Genomic DNA, 16356 nt, shown 5'->3' with positions numbered 1-16356 from the left:
CGATATGGCTCTAAGTAATTGTTATCTATTATTCGAACACGCCTTTAGCACATCTTCAAAGCATTTAACGCTTTAACCCGGCTCAGAAGACGGCCAAAAACAAAAAAGCCTCCACAGGGGAGGCTTAGGCGCTACTTTTCGTTTCTTTTCTTACGCGCAAAGCCTCCTGAGATCAGGCGCTAAAGTAAAAGAAGAAACGAAAAATAGCAGCGTGCATGATTGCGTTACCTTGTCGATGATTGTCCACCAGTGATAAAGCGGCGGGCAATAAAAGTCAATATTGTCTCTGAAAGCTAAAGATTAAAAGAGGGAGCAAGCTCCCTCTTCAACTGACTTACGCCAGTGCTGCTTTCGCTTTCTCAACCAGTGCAGAGAATGCCACTTTGTCGAAGACCGCGATGTCAGCCAAGATCTTACGGTCAATTTCAATAGAAGCTTTTTTCAAGCCGTTAATGAATTTGCTGTAAGACATGTCGTTCTGACGTGCAGCTGCGTTGATACGTGCAATCCACAGCTGACGGAACTGACGCTTACGTTGACGACGGTCACGGTAAGCGTACTGACCTGCTTTGATTACTGCCTGGAAGGCAACACGATAAACGCGCGAACGGGCACCGTAGTAACCTTTCGCTTGTTTTAAAATTTTCTTGTGACGTGCGCGTGCAATTACACCACGTTTTACGCGAGCCATATGCTCTCTCCTAAAGTCTTATTCTAGATTCAAAAAAAATGGCTTAAGCGTACGGCAGGCACGCGGTAACCAGGACCAGATCGTTTTTAGACACCATGCCTTTCGGACGCAGGTGACGTTTACGCTTGGTTGCTTTTTTGGTCAGAATATGACGCAGGTTAGCATGTTTACGCTTAAAACCACCGCTGCCGGTTTTTTTGAAGCGTTTGGCTGCACCACGTACAGTTTTAATCTTTGGCATTTTAATTAAATCCACTTCGCATTGTTAAACAACGAATCAGTGAGGCGAATAAAACCCACACAACGCAAGCGCTGCGCGGGTTCGATTACTTGGAAGCCTTACTGTCTCTTCTTCGGTGCGAGCACCATGATCATCTGACGGCCTTCGATCCTCGTAGGGAAGGATTCGACAATGGCCAAATCAGAATCTTCACACAGGTCTTTACGGACGCGGTTAAGCACTTCCATACCGATCTGTTGGTGCGCCATCTCACGCCCACGGAAACGCAGGGTGATTTTGGCTTTATCGCCATCTTCCAGAAAGCGAATCAGGTTGCGTAGTTTGACCTGATAGTCGCCATCATCGGTACCAGGACGGAATTTGATTTCCTTGACCTGAATAACTTTTTGCTTCTTCTTCTGTTCTTTTGTCGACTTGCTCTTCTCGTAGAGGAATTTGCCGTAATCCATGATTCGGCAAACTGGCGGTTCGGCATTTGGGCTGATTTCTACTAAATCAACGCCCGCTTCCTCAGCTTTTTCAAGAGCTTCATTCAGACTGACAATACCAATCTGCTCGCCATCGACGCCGGTTAGGCGAACTTCTTGCGCGCGAATTTCTCTGTTAATGCGATTAGGACGCGCCGGTTGAACTCGTTTTCCGCCTTTAATACTTTATTCCTCCAGTTGATGAAGACTACGGCTGCGAATCTCTTTTTGCAGCTTGTCTACGACTTCGTTTACGTCCAGGCTTCCCAGGTCTTTGCCACGGCGGGTACGAACGGCAACTTTGCCTGATTCGACCTCTTTATCACCGCAGACCAACATGTAAGGAACCCGTCGTAAAGTATGTTCGCGAATTTTAAAGCCAATCTTCTCATTTCTCAAGTCCGCTTTAACGCGAATCCCTGCGTCCTGCAGTTTTTTGGTCAATTGCTGGACATAATCAGACTGGCTGTCGGTGATATTCATCACCACCACCTGCACCGGAGCAATCCAGGTTGGGTAGAACCCTGCGTACTCTTCGGTAAGAATACCGATGAAACGCTCCATGGAGCCCAAAATAGCGCGGTGAATCATTACCGGGACCACGCGATCGTTGTTTTCGCCAACATACGATGCGCCTAAACGGCCAGGTAAGAAGAAATCGAGCTGCACGGTACCACATTGCCATGCACGATCCAAACAATCATGCAGAGTAAATTCAATTTTTGGTCCGTAGAAGGCACCCTCACCCGGCTGATATTCAAACGGAATCCCGTTTTCAGTCAGCGCCGCAGCCAGATCCTCTTCCGCACGGGTCCACATATCGTCAGTCCCGATACGCTTTTCAGGGCGAGTAGAAAGTTTTACCGCAATCTTGTCGAAGCCAAAGGTACCGTAAACATCATAGACCATACGGATACATTCGTTCACCTCGGCACGCACCTGCTCTTCTGTACAGAAGATATGGGCGTCATCCTGGGTGAACCCGCGTACGCGCATCAGGCCATGCAGAGAACCAGAAGGCTCGTTACGATGGCAGCTGCCGAACTCACCCATACGCAGCGGCAAATCACGGTAGGATTTCAGGCCCTGGTTGAAGATCTGCACGTGACCCGGGCAGTTCATCGGCTTGATGCAATACTCGCGGTTTTCCGACGAGGTGGTGAACATGGCGTCTTTATAGTTTTCCCAATGGCCGGTTTTTTCCCACAGCACACGGTCCATCATAAATGGCCCTTTCACTTCCTGGTACTGGTACTCTTTGAGCTTCATGCGCACAAAGGCTTCCAGCTCGCGGAAAATTGTCCAGCCATCGTTGTGCCAGAACACCATACCCGGCGCTTCTTCCTGCATATGGTACAGGTCAAGCTGCTTGCCGATCTTGCGGTGGTCACGCTTGGCGGCTTCTTCCAGACGCTGCAGATAGGCATTCAGCTGTTTCTTGTCTGCCCATGCGGTGCCGTAGATACGCTGCAGCATTTTATTTTTACTGTCGCCACGCCAGTAGGCGCCAGACGTTTTCTGCAGTTTGAAGTGATGGCAGAAACGCATGTTCGGCACGTGCGGACCGCGGCACATGTCGACATATTCTTCGTGGTGATACAGGCCAGGACGGTCGTCATGGCTGATGTTCTCATCCAGAATCGCCACTTTGTAGTTTTCACCACGCGCGGCAAAGGTGTCACGGGCTTCTTGCCAGCTAACCTTCTTCTTGATGACGTCATAATCTTTGTCGGCCAACTCATGCATCCGCTTTTCCAGCAGATCCAGGTCTTCCTGCGTCAGGGTACGGTCGATATCAACGTCATAATAGAAACCGTTGTCGATCACTGGGCCGATAGCCATTTTGGTGTCTGGCCACAGCTGCTTGATGGCATGACCCAACAGATGCGCACAGGAGTGGCGCATGATTTCCAGGCCTTCGGCATCCTTGATGGTGATGATAGCCAACTGCGCGTCTGATTCGATCAGATCGCCGGCATCAACCAGTTCACCGTTCACACGGCCGGCAATACAGGCTTTCGCCAGGCCAGGGCCGATATCGCGGGCAACATCCAAAGGGGAAACAGGGTGATCGAAATGACGCTGACTTCCGTCAGGAAGAGTAATAACAGGCATTAATAATTCCTTATCTACAGTGGTGACCCACACGACAGATCACATGAAGAAATACAATAACGTTTAACTACATGAAGTTATCGACGCTATCCAGCTTTACCCTGCCAGATATGTACACTCATATGTACACAATTTAAAATGTACTATGTTGTTACGCCATAACGGAAAAGAGAGTGTACCACTTTGATCAGGCGAAGTTCTAGACGCCAGATCAGCAAGCCTCATCCATGACCATTCCCGGAGCAGCACAATGGCGGCATCCGAATACCCAGTTTAAATAACAGGGTTCCATCCCTGCCTAAAGGGCTACATCCCCAAGCGTATTGCAGGGGCGGATATGGCCGCGAGCATGCCTCTCATCCTGTGCAGGCCTAGCCATGAATTCCTACTATTAAAAAGCCCGCCGTAGCGGGTTTATTTTAATTCTTCAATAGTAGCTCGAAGGCTTTCTAGTTCTATCTTTTCATGTGAGGGCTTGGTTCTAAATCTATCGTCATAGTTGGCAGTTGCCTCACTTGCCAACAACAGGCGCTTTACTACGCCGTCACCATAAATCCCGCTGAATCCATAAGGTTCATTTCCATAGATGACGTCTCCGTCAATCAACAAGCTTGCCGACCTAGGATTTACATCACCAGAATATTTGATTTTGTAGTGCCCATTAAGATGGCTAATGGTTAATTTACCATCACTAATTGCGCTGCCGTTATTGATTAACTTCCATTGGCTTGCGCTTGCTGTGCTTGCTAATAAAATCAATCCTAATAATGCGAATTTTCTCATTGTTTCTCTCCCTGAAGAAGACTCCATTTTATCATGCGAGACGTCAGAGTAGCTAATAACTGCTATTTGGTTTCGCAACGTTGCCACGCTTATCAGAGTTGCCAGGCCACTTGCGGCTTACCCGCCAGCAAGACGTGATCACCTCCTGCGGGGTTACACAGCCTTAATCCTTGTCGTGAGAATTCGTTACTGGGACGGCTTTCACCTTCAGGCTGATGCACTTCATCGACAACCCGTTCCATCGGGCTAAATGTGCAATACCCAGCACCGGCATTCACGTTCAGGGTGGCTTTAATAAGCGCGTAGATGATGAGCGGCGGACGATAATTTATTTAATCACCTTATACGCACGGCAAGCCGGTTCCGCCCCTGGAAGTCAGGCCGCGTGATGAAGGTAGTGTGTGGATTTTTGAGGGGCATCGCCGCCACCAAGCCTATTCTCGTTGCCGTGATGGTGGTAAGCCCGTCGAATGGATCGCCATTCTTCCTTTCACTGGCAGTGATGTCGAGCGCATAGCCCGGATCATGGATAGCAACAGTCCGTTAGCCCCCCTTACGAACAATCGCAGGTAGTTAAATAGCGGGCAGGTTTTAATCTGTCGCCGGATGAGAGGCAGGAAAGAAAAAGTTCACCAAGTCCTTTCCCCCCCTCTATTCATTCAGCTCCACCCGCGCACGCAGATTATGCGAGCTGCTCTATGACACCTCACCGAGGTTAGCATCACTAAAATTGTTCCGGATAAATAAACTGCGGCACAGGCCCGGATTTAACGGGAAGCCCGGAGATCCTTCAGGTAAGCCAACGCGGCAATCAGGCAGAAGGCGTAACCCAACAGCTCGCAGCCCTCTTCCACCATGTTCTTCACCACCCGGTTATAACCATCCAGCATCAGCATTTGCCACAGGGAATTCATGCCGAACAAGCGTGAAAATACCAGAATGCACAGCAGGCCTGCGCACATCATGCCGTAGCTCGGATGCGTCACGAAATGCGCCAATCCCTGCACCGTGGCCTCAATGTGGCGTGACGCATACCACAAGCATCCAAGCGTCACCGCCAAGGCGAACCACAACCAGGAACCGTGCCACAGCATATCGAAGGCAAAATCCATCTCGCGGATCAGCATGCAAAGGAAGAAACCTCCCGCCAGCACCCATGCGGGCCGGTAGGCAACTTGCCGGCGTGCAGCCACAAAGAACAAGCCTGAGATGGCGGCCAGCATCACTTCCTGCGCCGATTCGGTTAAGGAGGTTTCGTAGACAAAATTATGCAGCCAGTGCACATCAATGAACATTAAGCCCATCAGCGCAGCCAAAAATGCGCTGTAAAGCAGAAAGGAGCCTATTTTTCCCAGTAAAATTTGCAGATCATGTTTCATAGTCATACTCGTTATTATTTAAAGCGCGACTATGGTATTCACCTGCGCAAGGGGATCGTAGCAATTGATGCGGAATAGGCTTACTTCGTGTCTGATTTGCCACTAAAGGGCCATAAAAAACAAAAATCCCCGGCAAATTGCCAGGGGGGATGCCAGTCTTTCCTGGCTGTCACTTCACCGTCGTGAAGATCCGGGCCTCTCATCCCGATACCGAGACGCGCAAGTAAGACCCGGCTAACTCCTTGTCGCCGTTATTCTCTCACCACCACGATACGGCTGTTGGTCTTAACGCCCCACAGGCCGGCCAACGCGCTGATGACTGCGCCAATCAGCAATGCGAAGAATGACCACAAGGCCGCATGAGACAAGGCCTTAGCCGCTTCCGCTGCCTGCTCGCGCGCTTTTTGCTTCAGCTCTGTATATTCCTGCTTAGCCTGATTAATTTTTACTTCCACGTCGTTCAAGCGCTGATTCACCAGCTGCGCCGTTTTGTTTTTCGCATCCACCAGGTTTTTGACGGTCTGGTCAACTTCCTGCGGTGTCATATCGGTATTCTCCGACAGCGCTTTCTTGAGCGAATCCTCATCGACGTCCTGCGAAATGGCCTCACCGTGTTTTTTCAATTTGGCAACCAGATCCTGAATAATTGCATCGCTATTGTCAGGCTGCAGCGCCAACGCTTTTACCGCGTCCCCCACTTCACTCTTGGCCGCGTCCAACTGTTGCTGCATAAACTCCGGCTGCAATGAAGGGATATCGCTTTTTTTCAGTGCCGCCACGACATTGTCTTGTAACTTTTCGGGTTCCAACTTGGTGTCGATACCCAACTTATCAAACACTTTGCCGCCGGCATCCGCGAGACCCGAAGCGCCTTTACCAATGGCTGACCCGGCACCGGAAAGCAGGCTACCGGAAGTTGAGGCAATAGCCCCCAGCGCGTTCCCGGTAGCTTTGACTGCAGACCCCACCAACAAAGCGCCCAACACGGCCGCCACAATCAGCGAGGTGGCCCAAACCAGGAAACCGTGGATTAACCCATCATTCGCTGCCAGACGACCGGCAATAAAGGCACCGGCAGCCAGGCTCAGGATGATCGAAATTGCAGACCAAACCACCACAGTCGTACCGGCCCCGTTGACCGGATCGTCAGAGGTCGGATCGACGATGGAAAAACCCAGACTGGTCCCCAGAGTAGACAGCAGCAGCGACACCGCCAAAACGGTGATAACCCCGCCAATTACGCTGCCCCACGATATTTTTTTAACCGTTGCCAATTCGTTTGCCACTTGCATAGTAAAACTCCTTTTAAGCTTTTCGATTAAGTGAAACTGCCCGAAAGCCCTATCAGTATAGAATCCAATAAAAAAAGGGGTGGCTTAATGATCAAAAATATAAAATTAACTAATGATACATGTACTCTTTGTCCGTGTTTAGCCGGCGTGTTGCTCCCTGCACATTGCGCAAATCAGCGATGGCGAACATCTCTGGCTCCCGCTATCCTGATGCCATTAACGGCAGAGTTGAGAAGCACCCCGCATCATGAACCGGTTATTGAAATTACTCGTTGGCGCCTGCCTGGTGCTGACGGCTCTTTTTGTCCTGCTCCATCTGGGAGCAGACCGTCATCCACGGGCCATCGCGGTGAATGAGCCGCCGATGGAATGTGAGGATACACCGGAGATTGCCAATGATTGCGTGAACGACGATGACGCTAATACCGACGCCGTTCTTGAACTGCTCCCCCCTGGCAGTCCAGGTTAACGGCGTGAGAACCTTTTATTAATTCATTGTATTTTAAGTCACTTATTGCGGAAGCAATTCGCATTTCATGGCAGGCGATCAGGTTGCGCTGTCGTGTTTTAACTGAAAACAGGGAGTTCGCTTTATGACAAGTATTCTGCAGTTATTCCAGGCCATCGGACTGGGTTTGGTACTGCTGTTGCCACTGGCCAACCCGCTGACCACCGTCGCGCTGTTGCTTGGCCTGTCGGGCAATATGACGCGCGAAGAACGCAATCAGCAGTCGCTGATGGCATCCATTTATGTGTTCTTTATCATGACGGTGGCGTTCTACGCCGGCCAAGTGGTGATGAACACCTTCGGCATTTCCATTCCCGGTCTGCGTATTGCCGGTGGGTTGATTGTGGCATTTATCGGTTTCCGCATGTTGTTCCCGCAGCAAAGCGCAGAAGACGCGCCAGAAGTGGAAACCAAGTCAAACGAACTGCGTAAGAAAACCTCGGCCAATATCGCCTTTGTCCCCCTGGCAATGCCAAGCACCGCTGGCCCCGGGACTATCGCCATGATCATCAGCTCCGCATCGAGCATTCACGAAAATACGCTGGGTTTCGCCCATTGGGTGCTGCTGGTGGCCCCGGTGGCGATTTTCTTCTCGGTTGCCTTTATCCTGTGGGTCTGCCTGCGCAGTTCCGGCGCCATTATGCGCCTGGTGGGCAAAAGCGGCATCGAAGCCATTTCGCGCCTGATGGGGTTCTTGCTGGTGTGTATGGGCGTGCAGTTTATTATCAACGGCGTGCTGGAAATCATCTCCACCTACGTGCCTGCGGCCTGACAATAAGGGCGCGGTATCAGCCGCGCCCTTCACGATATTTACTTTCCTGCCGGTGCCTGCGCACCCAATATCCCCTTACCTTCCGGCACTTCGGTAAAGCGGCTGAGGATTTCGCTGTAGGTTTTTGCCGGATCCAATTCCTTGAACTGATTCGGATAGATAAACTTCGCCAGATATTCCAGCCCGACGATGTTGTACGGGTGGTTATAGAAGTTATGGTAAATGCCGTAGAAGCGCCCCTCCTTCACCGCCGTGACCTGGGCGAAACCCGGGCGTTGCTTCATCCGGTTAAAAGCGTCATCAACCTGCTGCTGCGTCACGCCGTAACCAAAGGGCACGGCGGCATTGGTTTTGGTCGCCCATTGAGAGCCGGACACGATATAGGCGTCAGGTTTCATGCTGATCACTTTTTCCAGGGAGACGTCGCCGGTTGCGCCAGGCAACAGTGCGGAGCCCAGGTTACGTGCGCCCACCGCCTCGATCATCCCACCCCAACCGACGTGAGAATGAGTGAAACAACAGGACTCAAGCCCGTTAAGACCGGCTTTTGCCTCGATAAATACCAACGGCTTTGGCTCGACGGCTTTGGTTTTATCCAGGATGTTCTGATAATGCTGCTGATAGAAGTCGGTGTACTGTTTCGCTTCGCTTTCGCGGTTGAGGGTCTCACCCAGCAGCGTGATGCTTTTCGGGGTGTTTTCCACCGGCTTGAGCATGGTGTCGATAAACAGCACCGGAATGTTGAGCGCTTTCAGCTTATCCAACACGCCAGTCTGGCTCAGTGAAGGCTTGGAACGCAGTTGAGCCACCATCAGATCAGGCTGTTTGGCGATCACGCTTTCCAGGTTGACCTCGCCCTTATCACTAAAGCCCATATCGATAATGCCGTTGGCTTCCGGCCACTTGTTACGCAGGATCTTCCAGGTTTCACCGTCGCTTTTCTTGAGCAGGTTATTCCAGGCCACCAGCCGGGCGAAAGGATCGGCGCGGTCGAGCAAGGCCAGCGTCAGAATATCGCGCCCGTCCTGCACCACAATGCGCTTCGGCTCTTGCTTGATGGTCAGACTCTGGCCGGAGGTATCTGTCAGGGTTAACGGATAAGTGGTCGCCATCGCCTGAGCGGACAAACCGCAGGCGCAGGCCAAAGCCAACAGGGTGATTCGACGGTGCACGTAAAACTCCTTAGCGTAGGAAATCAGTGCGGAAATAATAATGAGAACCGCTCCCATTATCAAAGATAACCCCGGGTGCGTTTTCGCTTAATTGAAAAGGGATGTGAACAGGGAAAAAGCAGCGCACCGGATCCGATGCGCTACTGAGGTCAAATCAGGCCGTAAATCAGCGCCGACAGCGCTATCAGGCCCATCACCAGGACAAAGACGTTGCTCAGCGCACGATAGCGGCGCATCGCGGGCACTGCACGCACAGCGTACATCGGCAGAATAAACAGAATGGCTGCAATCAGCGGACCGCTGATGGTTTCGATAATGTGCAGCGCACTTGGGTTCCACACCGTCGCCGCCCAGGTCAGCAGGAACAGCGATATCGCAGAAATCCGGTGCGTAATTCGCGAGCTCAAGGGTTTACCAACCGCTCGCGTCAGGCCGTCGATCAGGCTGGTTGCCCCTTCGGTCACGCCCAGGGAAGTACCGAGATAAGACTTGGCCATCGCCAGCATCGCCATCATTGGGCCAAGGTAGGCGATCAGCGGGTTGGAGAATTTGTTCGCCAGCGTGGTCAGCACGGTGATGTTTTGATCTTTCGCCTGCTGCATATCCTCATGTGACAGGCTCAGTACGCAGCTAAAGACAAAGAACAAGACGGTGACGCAGATCAGCACATAGCTGTAGCGCATGATACGCGCGCAGCGGCGTTCGGCCTTCTCACCGTACAGGCTCTTTTGCGTGGAGGCGAAGGACGAAATAATCGGCGCATGGCTGAAAGAAAACACCATCACCGGCACCGCCAGCCACAGTGAATGCCACAGGTCCGGGCTGCTGAACTGGGTGTTGGCCAGGCCGCTGACAAAGTTTGCCGTTTGCCAGGTGGGTACCAGATACAGCGAGATACCCATCAAAAACACCAGCAGCGGGAACACCAACATGCCCATCGCCGAAACGATAGCGTCTTTGCCGCGCAGCAACACCAGGTTCAGAACCACCACCACCGCCAGGCTCAGCCAGACACGCGGCAGCGGCGCCAGGTGAAACTGATGGATCAGGAAGCTGTCCAGCGCATTGGTGATCGAGATGCTGTACACCAGCACGATCGGGAAGAACGCCATCAGGTACAGCACCATGATGATTTTGCCGGCCAGCACGCCAAAGTGCTCCACCACCACATCATGGATATTGCCGTCACGGCTGGAACCGGACAGCACAAAGCGGCTCAATGCGCGGTGCGGTAAATAAGTCAGCGGGAAAGCGAACAACGCCATCAACAACAGGACCAGCGGGCCATTCAGACCTGCATTGATCGGCAGGAACAGGGTTCCTGCGCCGACAGCGGTGGCATAGAGCCCAAACATCCACACGGTATCGGTTTTATTCCATTTGGCAGCCTGGGCGGTTGCCAACGTGCCTGAATCGGGAGAAATCGTACTCATAAGAAAGCTTACCTTACTCTTCAGCGACAACGATTGCGCTCAACGGGATATCCTTCTCCGCGAATTTTTAATATTAATCAGTGGATTAACGCAGTATTTCACTCTTGTTCCTGCTAAAAGGACGGCAAAGGATAATGAAAAATGCGGCTCGGGTCTATGTTTTATCGGCTGACAGAGTGATTTACGAGCAGAAAATGCTGCCAAAATCAGCACGCCCGGCCAAAAGAAAAGGGCCTCGAACGAGGCCCTTTCAGATTTACTTGTTGGCGTCTGGATGTTCCGGTACGGCGGCGCTGCCCATCTCCTTCTCATCGCGGATCATCGAGCGGTCTTTACGCACGCTGGCCACGTCTGAGGCGTCGATTGGCTTGGCGCTGTTGCCCCAGCTTGAACGGATGAAGTTCACCACATCCGCTACCTGCTGGTCGTTCAGACGCCAGCCGAACGGCGGCATGGTGATGTTGGAAACCGCCCCTTTCACCGCCGGCGTGGTGTTACCTGTCAGCACGATATGAATCAGCGAAGTCGCGTCTTCGGTCTGTACCACCGGATTGCCCTTAAGCGCCGGGAAGGCGCGTTTATAGCCGACGCCATCGGTGCGGTGGCAGGCCGCGCAGTTATCGACGTACAGCGCCGCTCCGGGCTTGCTGTCGTTACCGCGCCACAGATCCTTGGCGACGCTGTCTTCGCCCGGTGCCGCCTGCTGCTTGCCGTCTTTCGGCGGCAGCGTTTTCAGATAGCGCGAGATCGCCGTCAGATCCTCATCGCTGAGATACTGCAGGCTGTGCTCTACCACGTCGCTCATGCCACCAAACACGATAGACTTGTCGTTGCGTCCGGTTTTCAGGAACTCCGTCAGTTCGGCTTCGCTCCAGGTCCCCAACCCATCCTTGTTGTCACCGCGCAGGCTGGAAGCCACCCAACCGTCGATCGGCGCATTGCTGCCGGACAGATAGGTGTCGCCGTCGTTATTGCTCAGCGCTTTTTCCTGCATGGTAAGGCTACGTGGCGTATGGCAGGCGCCACAGTGACCCAGCCCCTCCACCAGATAGCGACCGCGTTCAATCACCGGATCCGCCTTGGTGTCAGCCACAAAGTCGGCCGGTGAAGGCGCAAACATGCCGCGCCAGATGCTCAACGGCCAACGCATCGACAGCGGCCAAGGAATGTCGGAATCCTTGTTGGCCTGCTCCACCGGTTGCACACCGTGCATGAAATAGGCGTACATGGCGCGCATGTCATCCTCTTTCACCAAGGCAAACGACGGATACGGCATCGCCGGGTACAGGGTGCTGCCGTTTTTGGCGACGCCTTTGCGTACCGCATTGTCGAAGTCTTCGAAGCTGTAATCACCGATACCGGTTTTCTTGTCCGGCGAAATATTGGTGGAGTAGATGGTGCCGATCGGCGTTTCCATCGCCAGACCGCCTGCAAACTCTTTACCGCTTTTGCCGTTGGTGTGGCAGGCCACGCAGTCACCGGCGCGCGCCAAATACTCGCCGCGTTTGATCAGCTCGCTGCTGACCGTGGCGTCCTGCGCCCATACGGAAAAACTCAGTGCACTGAGAACCAGTGCGGGAACAAATGCTTTCATCAGTCGCCGTCCTTATGCCTGCACCAAAGGGCCTGGGTTTTTCAGATACTGCTCGCGAATGGCGCGGGCAGACCAGTAAGCCAACGCGGCCACGGTGCCGGTCGGGTTGTAACCCAGCCCCTGAGGGAAGGCCGACGCGCCGATCGAGAATACGTTATGCACGTCCCAGCTTTGCAGATAGCGGTTCACCGCGCTGGTTTTCGGATCTTCCCCCATCACCGCCCCGCCGTTCATATGGGTGGTCTGGTAGCTGGTGGTATCAAAGTGGCTATTGGCGTTTTTCGGGCTGCCGGCGATCAGTTTAGGGTTCATGGCCTTGGCGATAGGTGCCATTTTGTCGTACATGAACTGCGACATCTTGACGTCATTTTCCTGCCAGTCGAACGTCATGCGCAGCAAGGGCTGGCCGAAGACGTTCTTGTAGTTGGGATCGAGGTCCAGATAGTTGCTGCGGTACGACTGATGCGCACCGTGCGCATCCATCGACACATGGTGGGTATAAGCATCGGCCACTGCCGCTTTCCACTTGCTACCCCAGGCTGGCGTTCCTGGCGGCGTTGGCAAGCCGGAAATAGGCTTGGTCCCCGCCTGGTTGACCCAGAACGGCGAACCGCCGACGAAGCCTTCTTTGGCATGATCAAAGTTATCGGCGTTGAAGTCGTCAACGCCGACACCGTTACCGCCGGCGCCGATGAACGGGTTGGTGTATACGTCCTTGTCGAAGAACGCCTTGATGGTGGTCATGTTCTGATAGGCGAAGTTACGCCCTACCACACCTTCGCCGGTCACCGGATCGTAAGGTTTACCGATGCCGGACAGCAGCATCAGATGCACGTTGTGGAACTGGAACGCCCCCAGAATCACCAACTCCGCCGGCTGCTCGACTTCACGACCCTGCGCGTCAATGTAATTCACCCCGGTCGCACGGGATTTATCGGCGGTCAGATTCACTTTCAACACGTTAGCGTTAGTGCGCAGCTCAAAGCGTTTTTCCATACGCAGCGCCGGCAGAATGTTGACGTTCGGCGAAGCCTTGGAATACATGTAGCAGGCATAACCGCTGCAGAAACCGCAGAAGTTGCACGGCCCCATCTGCGCACCGTACGGGTTGGTATAGGAATCGGAGGTGTTGGCGGAAGGCAGGTTATACGGGTGATAACCTACTTCCAGCGCTGCCTTCTCGAACAGCTGGGCAGAGAAGGTATTTTTCTGCGCCGGCAGCGGGAAGTCGTCCGAACGGTCACCGGCAAACGGGTTGCCGCCCTTTTGACCCACTTTCTGGCCTTTGATGGTCCAGGCGGTACCGGAAGTACCGAATACTTTTTCGGCCTTGTCGAAGAATGGCTCCAGCTCGGCGTAGCTCACGCCGAAATCCTGGATGGTCATGTCTTTCGGAATAAAGCTCTTGCCGTAGCGCTCTTCGTAATGGCTGCGCATACGCAATTCAATAGGATCGACTCGGAAATGGACGCCGGACCAGTGCAGGCCCGCGCCGCCCACGCCGGTACCCGGCAGGAACGCCGCCAACTGGCGGTAAGGCACCGCAGTCTGGCTGGTATTATGACGAATGGTCACGGTGCTTTTCGACAGATCCTGGAACAGCTTGCGGCGGATGTTATAGGTCAGTTCGTCGATCACCTGCGGATAGGAACCGTCCGGATAGGTATCGCGCATCGGGCCACGCTCCAGCGCCACCACGTTCAGGCCCGCTTCGGTCAGCTCTTTGGCCATAATCGCGCCCACCCAACCGAAACCGACGATCACCGCGTCTACTTTTTTCATTACCGTTGCCATTGTTACCCCCTCTCCCCACGAATCGAGACCGGAGGTAAGGGATAACGTTCCCCTCGCTCAACCCAGTCCATAAAGTCGGCGCGCGCGCCCGGAAAATTAATCAGCTTCCAGCCAACCATGTCTTTATTGCCGCCATGGATCGGGTCGCTGAAGAAACCTTCGCGGGTGTTTTGCAACAGGTAGGAGAAGAACAATTTTGCCGGCAACTGCGAGAATTCCGCCTCTCCGGACTCAAACTTCTGCAACAGCGCATCCTGCTGTGCAGCGTCAAGTTCAGCAAAGGGTTTACCGGCGGTTTTCTTGCAGTAGGCATCAGCATCTGCGATGCCCAGGTTATAGATCTGTTTTGGCACCAATGGCAGTTGATAACCCATTTCTTTCGGTGCATCCGGGTTAAACGGTCCCTGCATGTACCAAATAGAACCGGTGGCGTACGGGGTATTCATTTGACGATCGATAAACTCCGGCACGCCGGCCTCCAGCGCACCGGGGCCGCGTTCATCCGCCGGGATCAGTCGCGCCACAGCGGCTTTAACGAAGGCCCACTCTTCCGGCGTAAAGAAAGTCGGTTGGTAATCTGGCTGTTTTGAGGTGTCTGTTGCCGCAACCGCCGGGATTGGAGCTGTCAGCGCACTCACGCCACTGCCGCCAATCACTGCTGCGGGAATTAAAGTCATCGATTTCAACAGGAAATCGCGCCGTGAATTGTTAGTTTTATCGTCCGACATATCACATTCCATCCAAAGATAATCACAACTATTTAACCTCAACCTTGCGGTCGATGCGGGTTTTAAACACAAATTGTTACTTATTTGTATGTTTATTGAAGACCAAAATGTGAACAAAAGCCAAAATGTTACCGGTAACTTATTGAATAAACGTAAAGATTTGATGGGTAATGTAAAGTTAACGATTCGTGCGGTTTTTTAGGTAACAGGATGGGAAATAACGAAAAATGAGAGATGTGTCGCGAATTTAGCGCAAGCCAATAAAAAACCGGCTGCTGACGCGGCCGGTTTTACGAAAAAATCTTGGCTAGGGTGACATCGCCTGGTAGGCGGTGGTCACTTTCCAGAGATAGCGTGGTGCCTGCGGGGCAGGATGCTTTTTCTGGATGTGTTGATAAAACTCATCCGGGCTCATTTGGTTGATGCGGTTCACCGCCACACGCTTGTCCGATGAGAAAGTGCGAAGCATAGCGCCCGCCCCATTCACGTAGGAAACGATGGTGGCGTAACGCAACGTCTGTGGGTTGTTGATCCCGGCTAGCTGCTGGCTTTGAAGAATATTGATATAGGCCGTTCCCAGATCAATATTGACCGCCGGATCCTTCAACTCACGCGAGCTTGGTTGCCCGCTTCTTCCTTTTAAACGATAGGCATCACGCCCGGCGGTTGAAGGCTTCAGCTGCATTAATCCCACTGCGTTCGAGGTGCTGACTGCGTTCGGGTTAAACCCGGACTCCACCTGAATAATCGCTTTAATCAGCGTTTCGTCAACGCCATAGCTGCTGGCTGCCTGACGAATGTAATCGTTATAGGCTATCGGTGTCCCCGTGCGGTTAACCGGTGCCTGCGGGGGGGTTTTTAGCCAACCACCACGCGATGTGCCACTGCCTGAATTATTAGTTGCTGTTTGCGGGTCTTTCGCACACCCCGACAAAAGCAAAATTGCCGTCAGGCAACCTATTTTTGTTTTCACAGAATCCCTCACTCCTTTCAATGAGTTGCGTAGCATATACAACTTGTAAGGACGCCTGTACGGTTTTTTTGGTCTATTCTCAAGCTACTCGTATACCAAGAGGTGATTTATGAGTCAATCTGCAACGACGTGTTTTGTGGTGACTTTTCGCTATCAGGAAGAAGGATTAGCTGATTTAGCCAAGCTGACAGGACAATTAACCCTGCAGGGATTTGTCACGTCGGTGGCCGACGAAAATGGCGTTCCGCACGAGCTGGGCAGCAACAGTTTTGCGTTAATAACCCCTCTAGATCAAGAGGATGTACGGCAATTGGCCCAGAAGCTTGGTCAGGTGGCCTTGGGCAAGGCGCCGGAGGTCGACATCGTCACCTATGAGGACTACGTAAAGCGGTTACATACTGATACATAAAATGC

Annotated in this window: 17 protein-coding genes, 1 pseudogene and 1 other annotated feature; of the genes and pseudogenes, 4 read left to right on the top strand and 14 right to left on the bottom strand. The window is 52.8% G+C overall.

All coding sequences use genetic code 11. The features are described 5' to 3' along the window. Nucleotides 1–98: 98 nt before the first annotated feature. Nucleotides 99–221 (bottom strand) — a sequence feature (Phe leader region). From pheM to AC1RKG_RS00725, 6 genes are all read right to left on the bottom strand, one after another. After that, the gene (gene pheM / locus AC1RKG_RS00750) at nt 173–217 is read right to left on the bottom strand and encodes a pheST operon leader peptide PheM (protein WP_121626058.1); all 45 of its coding nucleotides are present in this window, start codon (nt 215–217) and stop codon (nt 173–175) included. Its footprint overlaps the feature before it by 45 nt. Nucleotides 222–334: 113 nt before the next feature. Next, nucleotides 335–691 carry a 50S ribosomal protein L20 gene (rplT, locus tag AC1RKG_RS00745; RefSeq protein ID WP_020826620.1) on the bottom strand — a complete coding sequence of 119 codons (357 nt, stop codon included), beginning with the start codon at nt 689–691 and terminating at the stop codon, nt 335–337. A gap of 43 nt (nt 692–734) precedes the next feature. Further along, a complete protein-coding gene (gene rpmI / locus AC1RKG_RS00740; RefSeq protein ID WP_004931418.1) occupies nt 735–932 on the bottom strand; it encodes a 50S ribosomal protein L35 in 198 nt (65 codons plus the stop codon). Nucleotides 933–1030: 98 nt separating this feature from the next. Continuing rightward, on the bottom strand, nt 1031–1582 hold the full coding sequence (gene infC / locus AC1RKG_RS00735) for a translation initiation factor IF-3 (RefSeq protein WP_013812633.1): 552 nt from the start codon (nt 1580–1582) through the stop codon (nt 1031–1033). Between the two features lie 3 nt (nt 1583–1585). Next, entirely contained in the window at nt 1586–3514 is a 1929-nt protein-coding gene (gene thrS, locus AC1RKG_RS00730; protein WP_041414516.1) for a threonine--tRNA ligase, read from the bottom strand. A 414-nt stretch (nt 3515–3928) separates the two neighbouring features. Further along, nucleotides 3929–4297 (bottom strand): hypothetical protein, encoded by a 369-nt coding sequence (locus AC1RKG_RS00725; RefSeq protein ID WP_187962786.1) that lies wholly within the window; start codon nt 4295–4297, stop codon nt 3929–3931. Between the two features lie 272 nt (nt 4298–4569). On the opposite strand from AC1RKG_RS00725, the pseudogene AC1RKG_RS00720 reads away from it, so the two are divergent. Further along, nucleotides 4570–4875: pseudogene (locus AC1RKG_RS00720) on the top strand (chromosome partitioning protein ParB); the annotation flags it as partial. 189 nt (nt 4876–5064) lie between these two features. Here the strand turns inward: AC1RKG_RS00720 and AC1RKG_RS00715 are convergent. After that, entirely contained in the window at nt 5065–5676 is a 612-nt protein-coding gene (locus tag AC1RKG_RS00715) for a hypothetical protein (RefSeq protein ID WP_493181692.1), read from the bottom strand. A gap of 251 nt (nt 5677–5927) precedes the next feature. After that, a complete protein-coding gene (locus AC1RKG_RS00710) occupies nt 5928–6968 on the bottom strand; it encodes a PspA/IM30 family protein (RefSeq protein ID WP_130015635.1) in 1041 nt (346 codons plus the stop codon). A gap of 247 nt (nt 6969–7215) precedes the next feature. On the opposite strand from AC1RKG_RS00710, the gene AC1RKG_RS00705 reads away from it, so the two are divergent. Further along, complete coding sequence (locus tag AC1RKG_RS00705; protein WP_020826578.1) at nt 7216–7437, top strand: hypothetical protein; 222 nt, start codon at nt 7216–7218, stop codon at nt 7435–7437. 124 nt (nt 7438–7561) lie between these two features. Then, the gene (locus AC1RKG_RS00700; protein WP_020826577.1) at nt 7562–8248 is read left to right on the top strand and encodes a MarC family NAAT transporter; all 687 of its coding nucleotides are present in this window, start codon (nt 7562–7564) and stop codon (nt 8246–8248) included. A gap of 38 nt (nt 8249–8286) precedes the next feature. Here the strand turns inward: AC1RKG_RS00700 and AC1RKG_RS00695 are convergent, their stop codons facing one another. From AC1RKG_RS00695 to AC1RKG_RS00670, 6 genes are all read right to left on the bottom strand, one after another. Beyond that, the gene (locus AC1RKG_RS00695) at nt 8287–9420 is read right to left on the bottom strand and encodes an ABC transporter substrate-binding protein (protein ID WP_046375047.1); all 1134 of its coding nucleotides are present in this window, start codon (nt 9418–9420) and stop codon (nt 8287–8289) included. A 149-nt stretch (nt 9421–9569) separates the two neighbouring features. Then, entirely contained in the window at nt 9570–10853 is a 1284-nt protein-coding gene (locus AC1RKG_RS00690; RefSeq protein ID WP_020826575.1) for an SLC5/6 family protein, read from the bottom strand. Nucleotides 10854–11109: 256 nt separating this feature from the next. Beyond that, on the bottom strand, nt 11110–12447 hold the full coding sequence (locus AC1RKG_RS00685) for a c-type cytochrome (protein ID WP_493181690.1): 1338 nt from the start codon (nt 12445–12447) through the stop codon (nt 11110–11112). Between the two features lie 12 nt (nt 12448–12459). Beyond that, nucleotides 12460–14241 (bottom strand): GMC family oxidoreductase, encoded by a 1782-nt coding sequence (locus AC1RKG_RS00680; RefSeq protein ID WP_041414502.1) that lies wholly within the window; start codon nt 14239–14241, stop codon nt 12460–12462. Nucleotides 14242–14243: 2 nt separating this feature from the next. Continuing rightward, on the bottom strand, nt 14244–14969 hold the full coding sequence (locus AC1RKG_RS00675) for a gluconate 2-dehydrogenase subunit 3 family protein (protein ID WP_128865382.1): 726 nt from the start codon (nt 14967–14969) through the stop codon (nt 14244–14246). 307 nt (nt 14970–15276) lie between these two features. Then, a complete protein-coding gene (locus tag AC1RKG_RS00670; RefSeq protein WP_020826571.1) occupies nt 15277–15942 on the bottom strand; it encodes a transglycosylase SLT domain-containing protein in 666 nt (221 codons plus the stop codon). Nucleotides 15943–16051: 109 nt separating this feature from the next. Here AC1RKG_RS00670 and ghoS point away from each other — a divergent pair, with 109 nt between their 5' ends. Next, nucleotides 16052–16351: a type V toxin-antitoxin system endoribonuclease antitoxin GhoS gene (ghoS, locus tag AC1RKG_RS00665; RefSeq protein ID WP_020826570.1), complete on the top strand. Its 300-nt coding sequence runs from the start codon at nt 16052–16054 to the stop codon at nt 16349–16351. Nucleotides 16352–16356: the final 5 nt, after the last annotated feature.

Source organism: Serratia sp. GW822-FHT06D09 (genome assembly GCF_058799515.1).
This window is presented reverse-complemented; position numbering and strand designations above follow the sequence as displayed.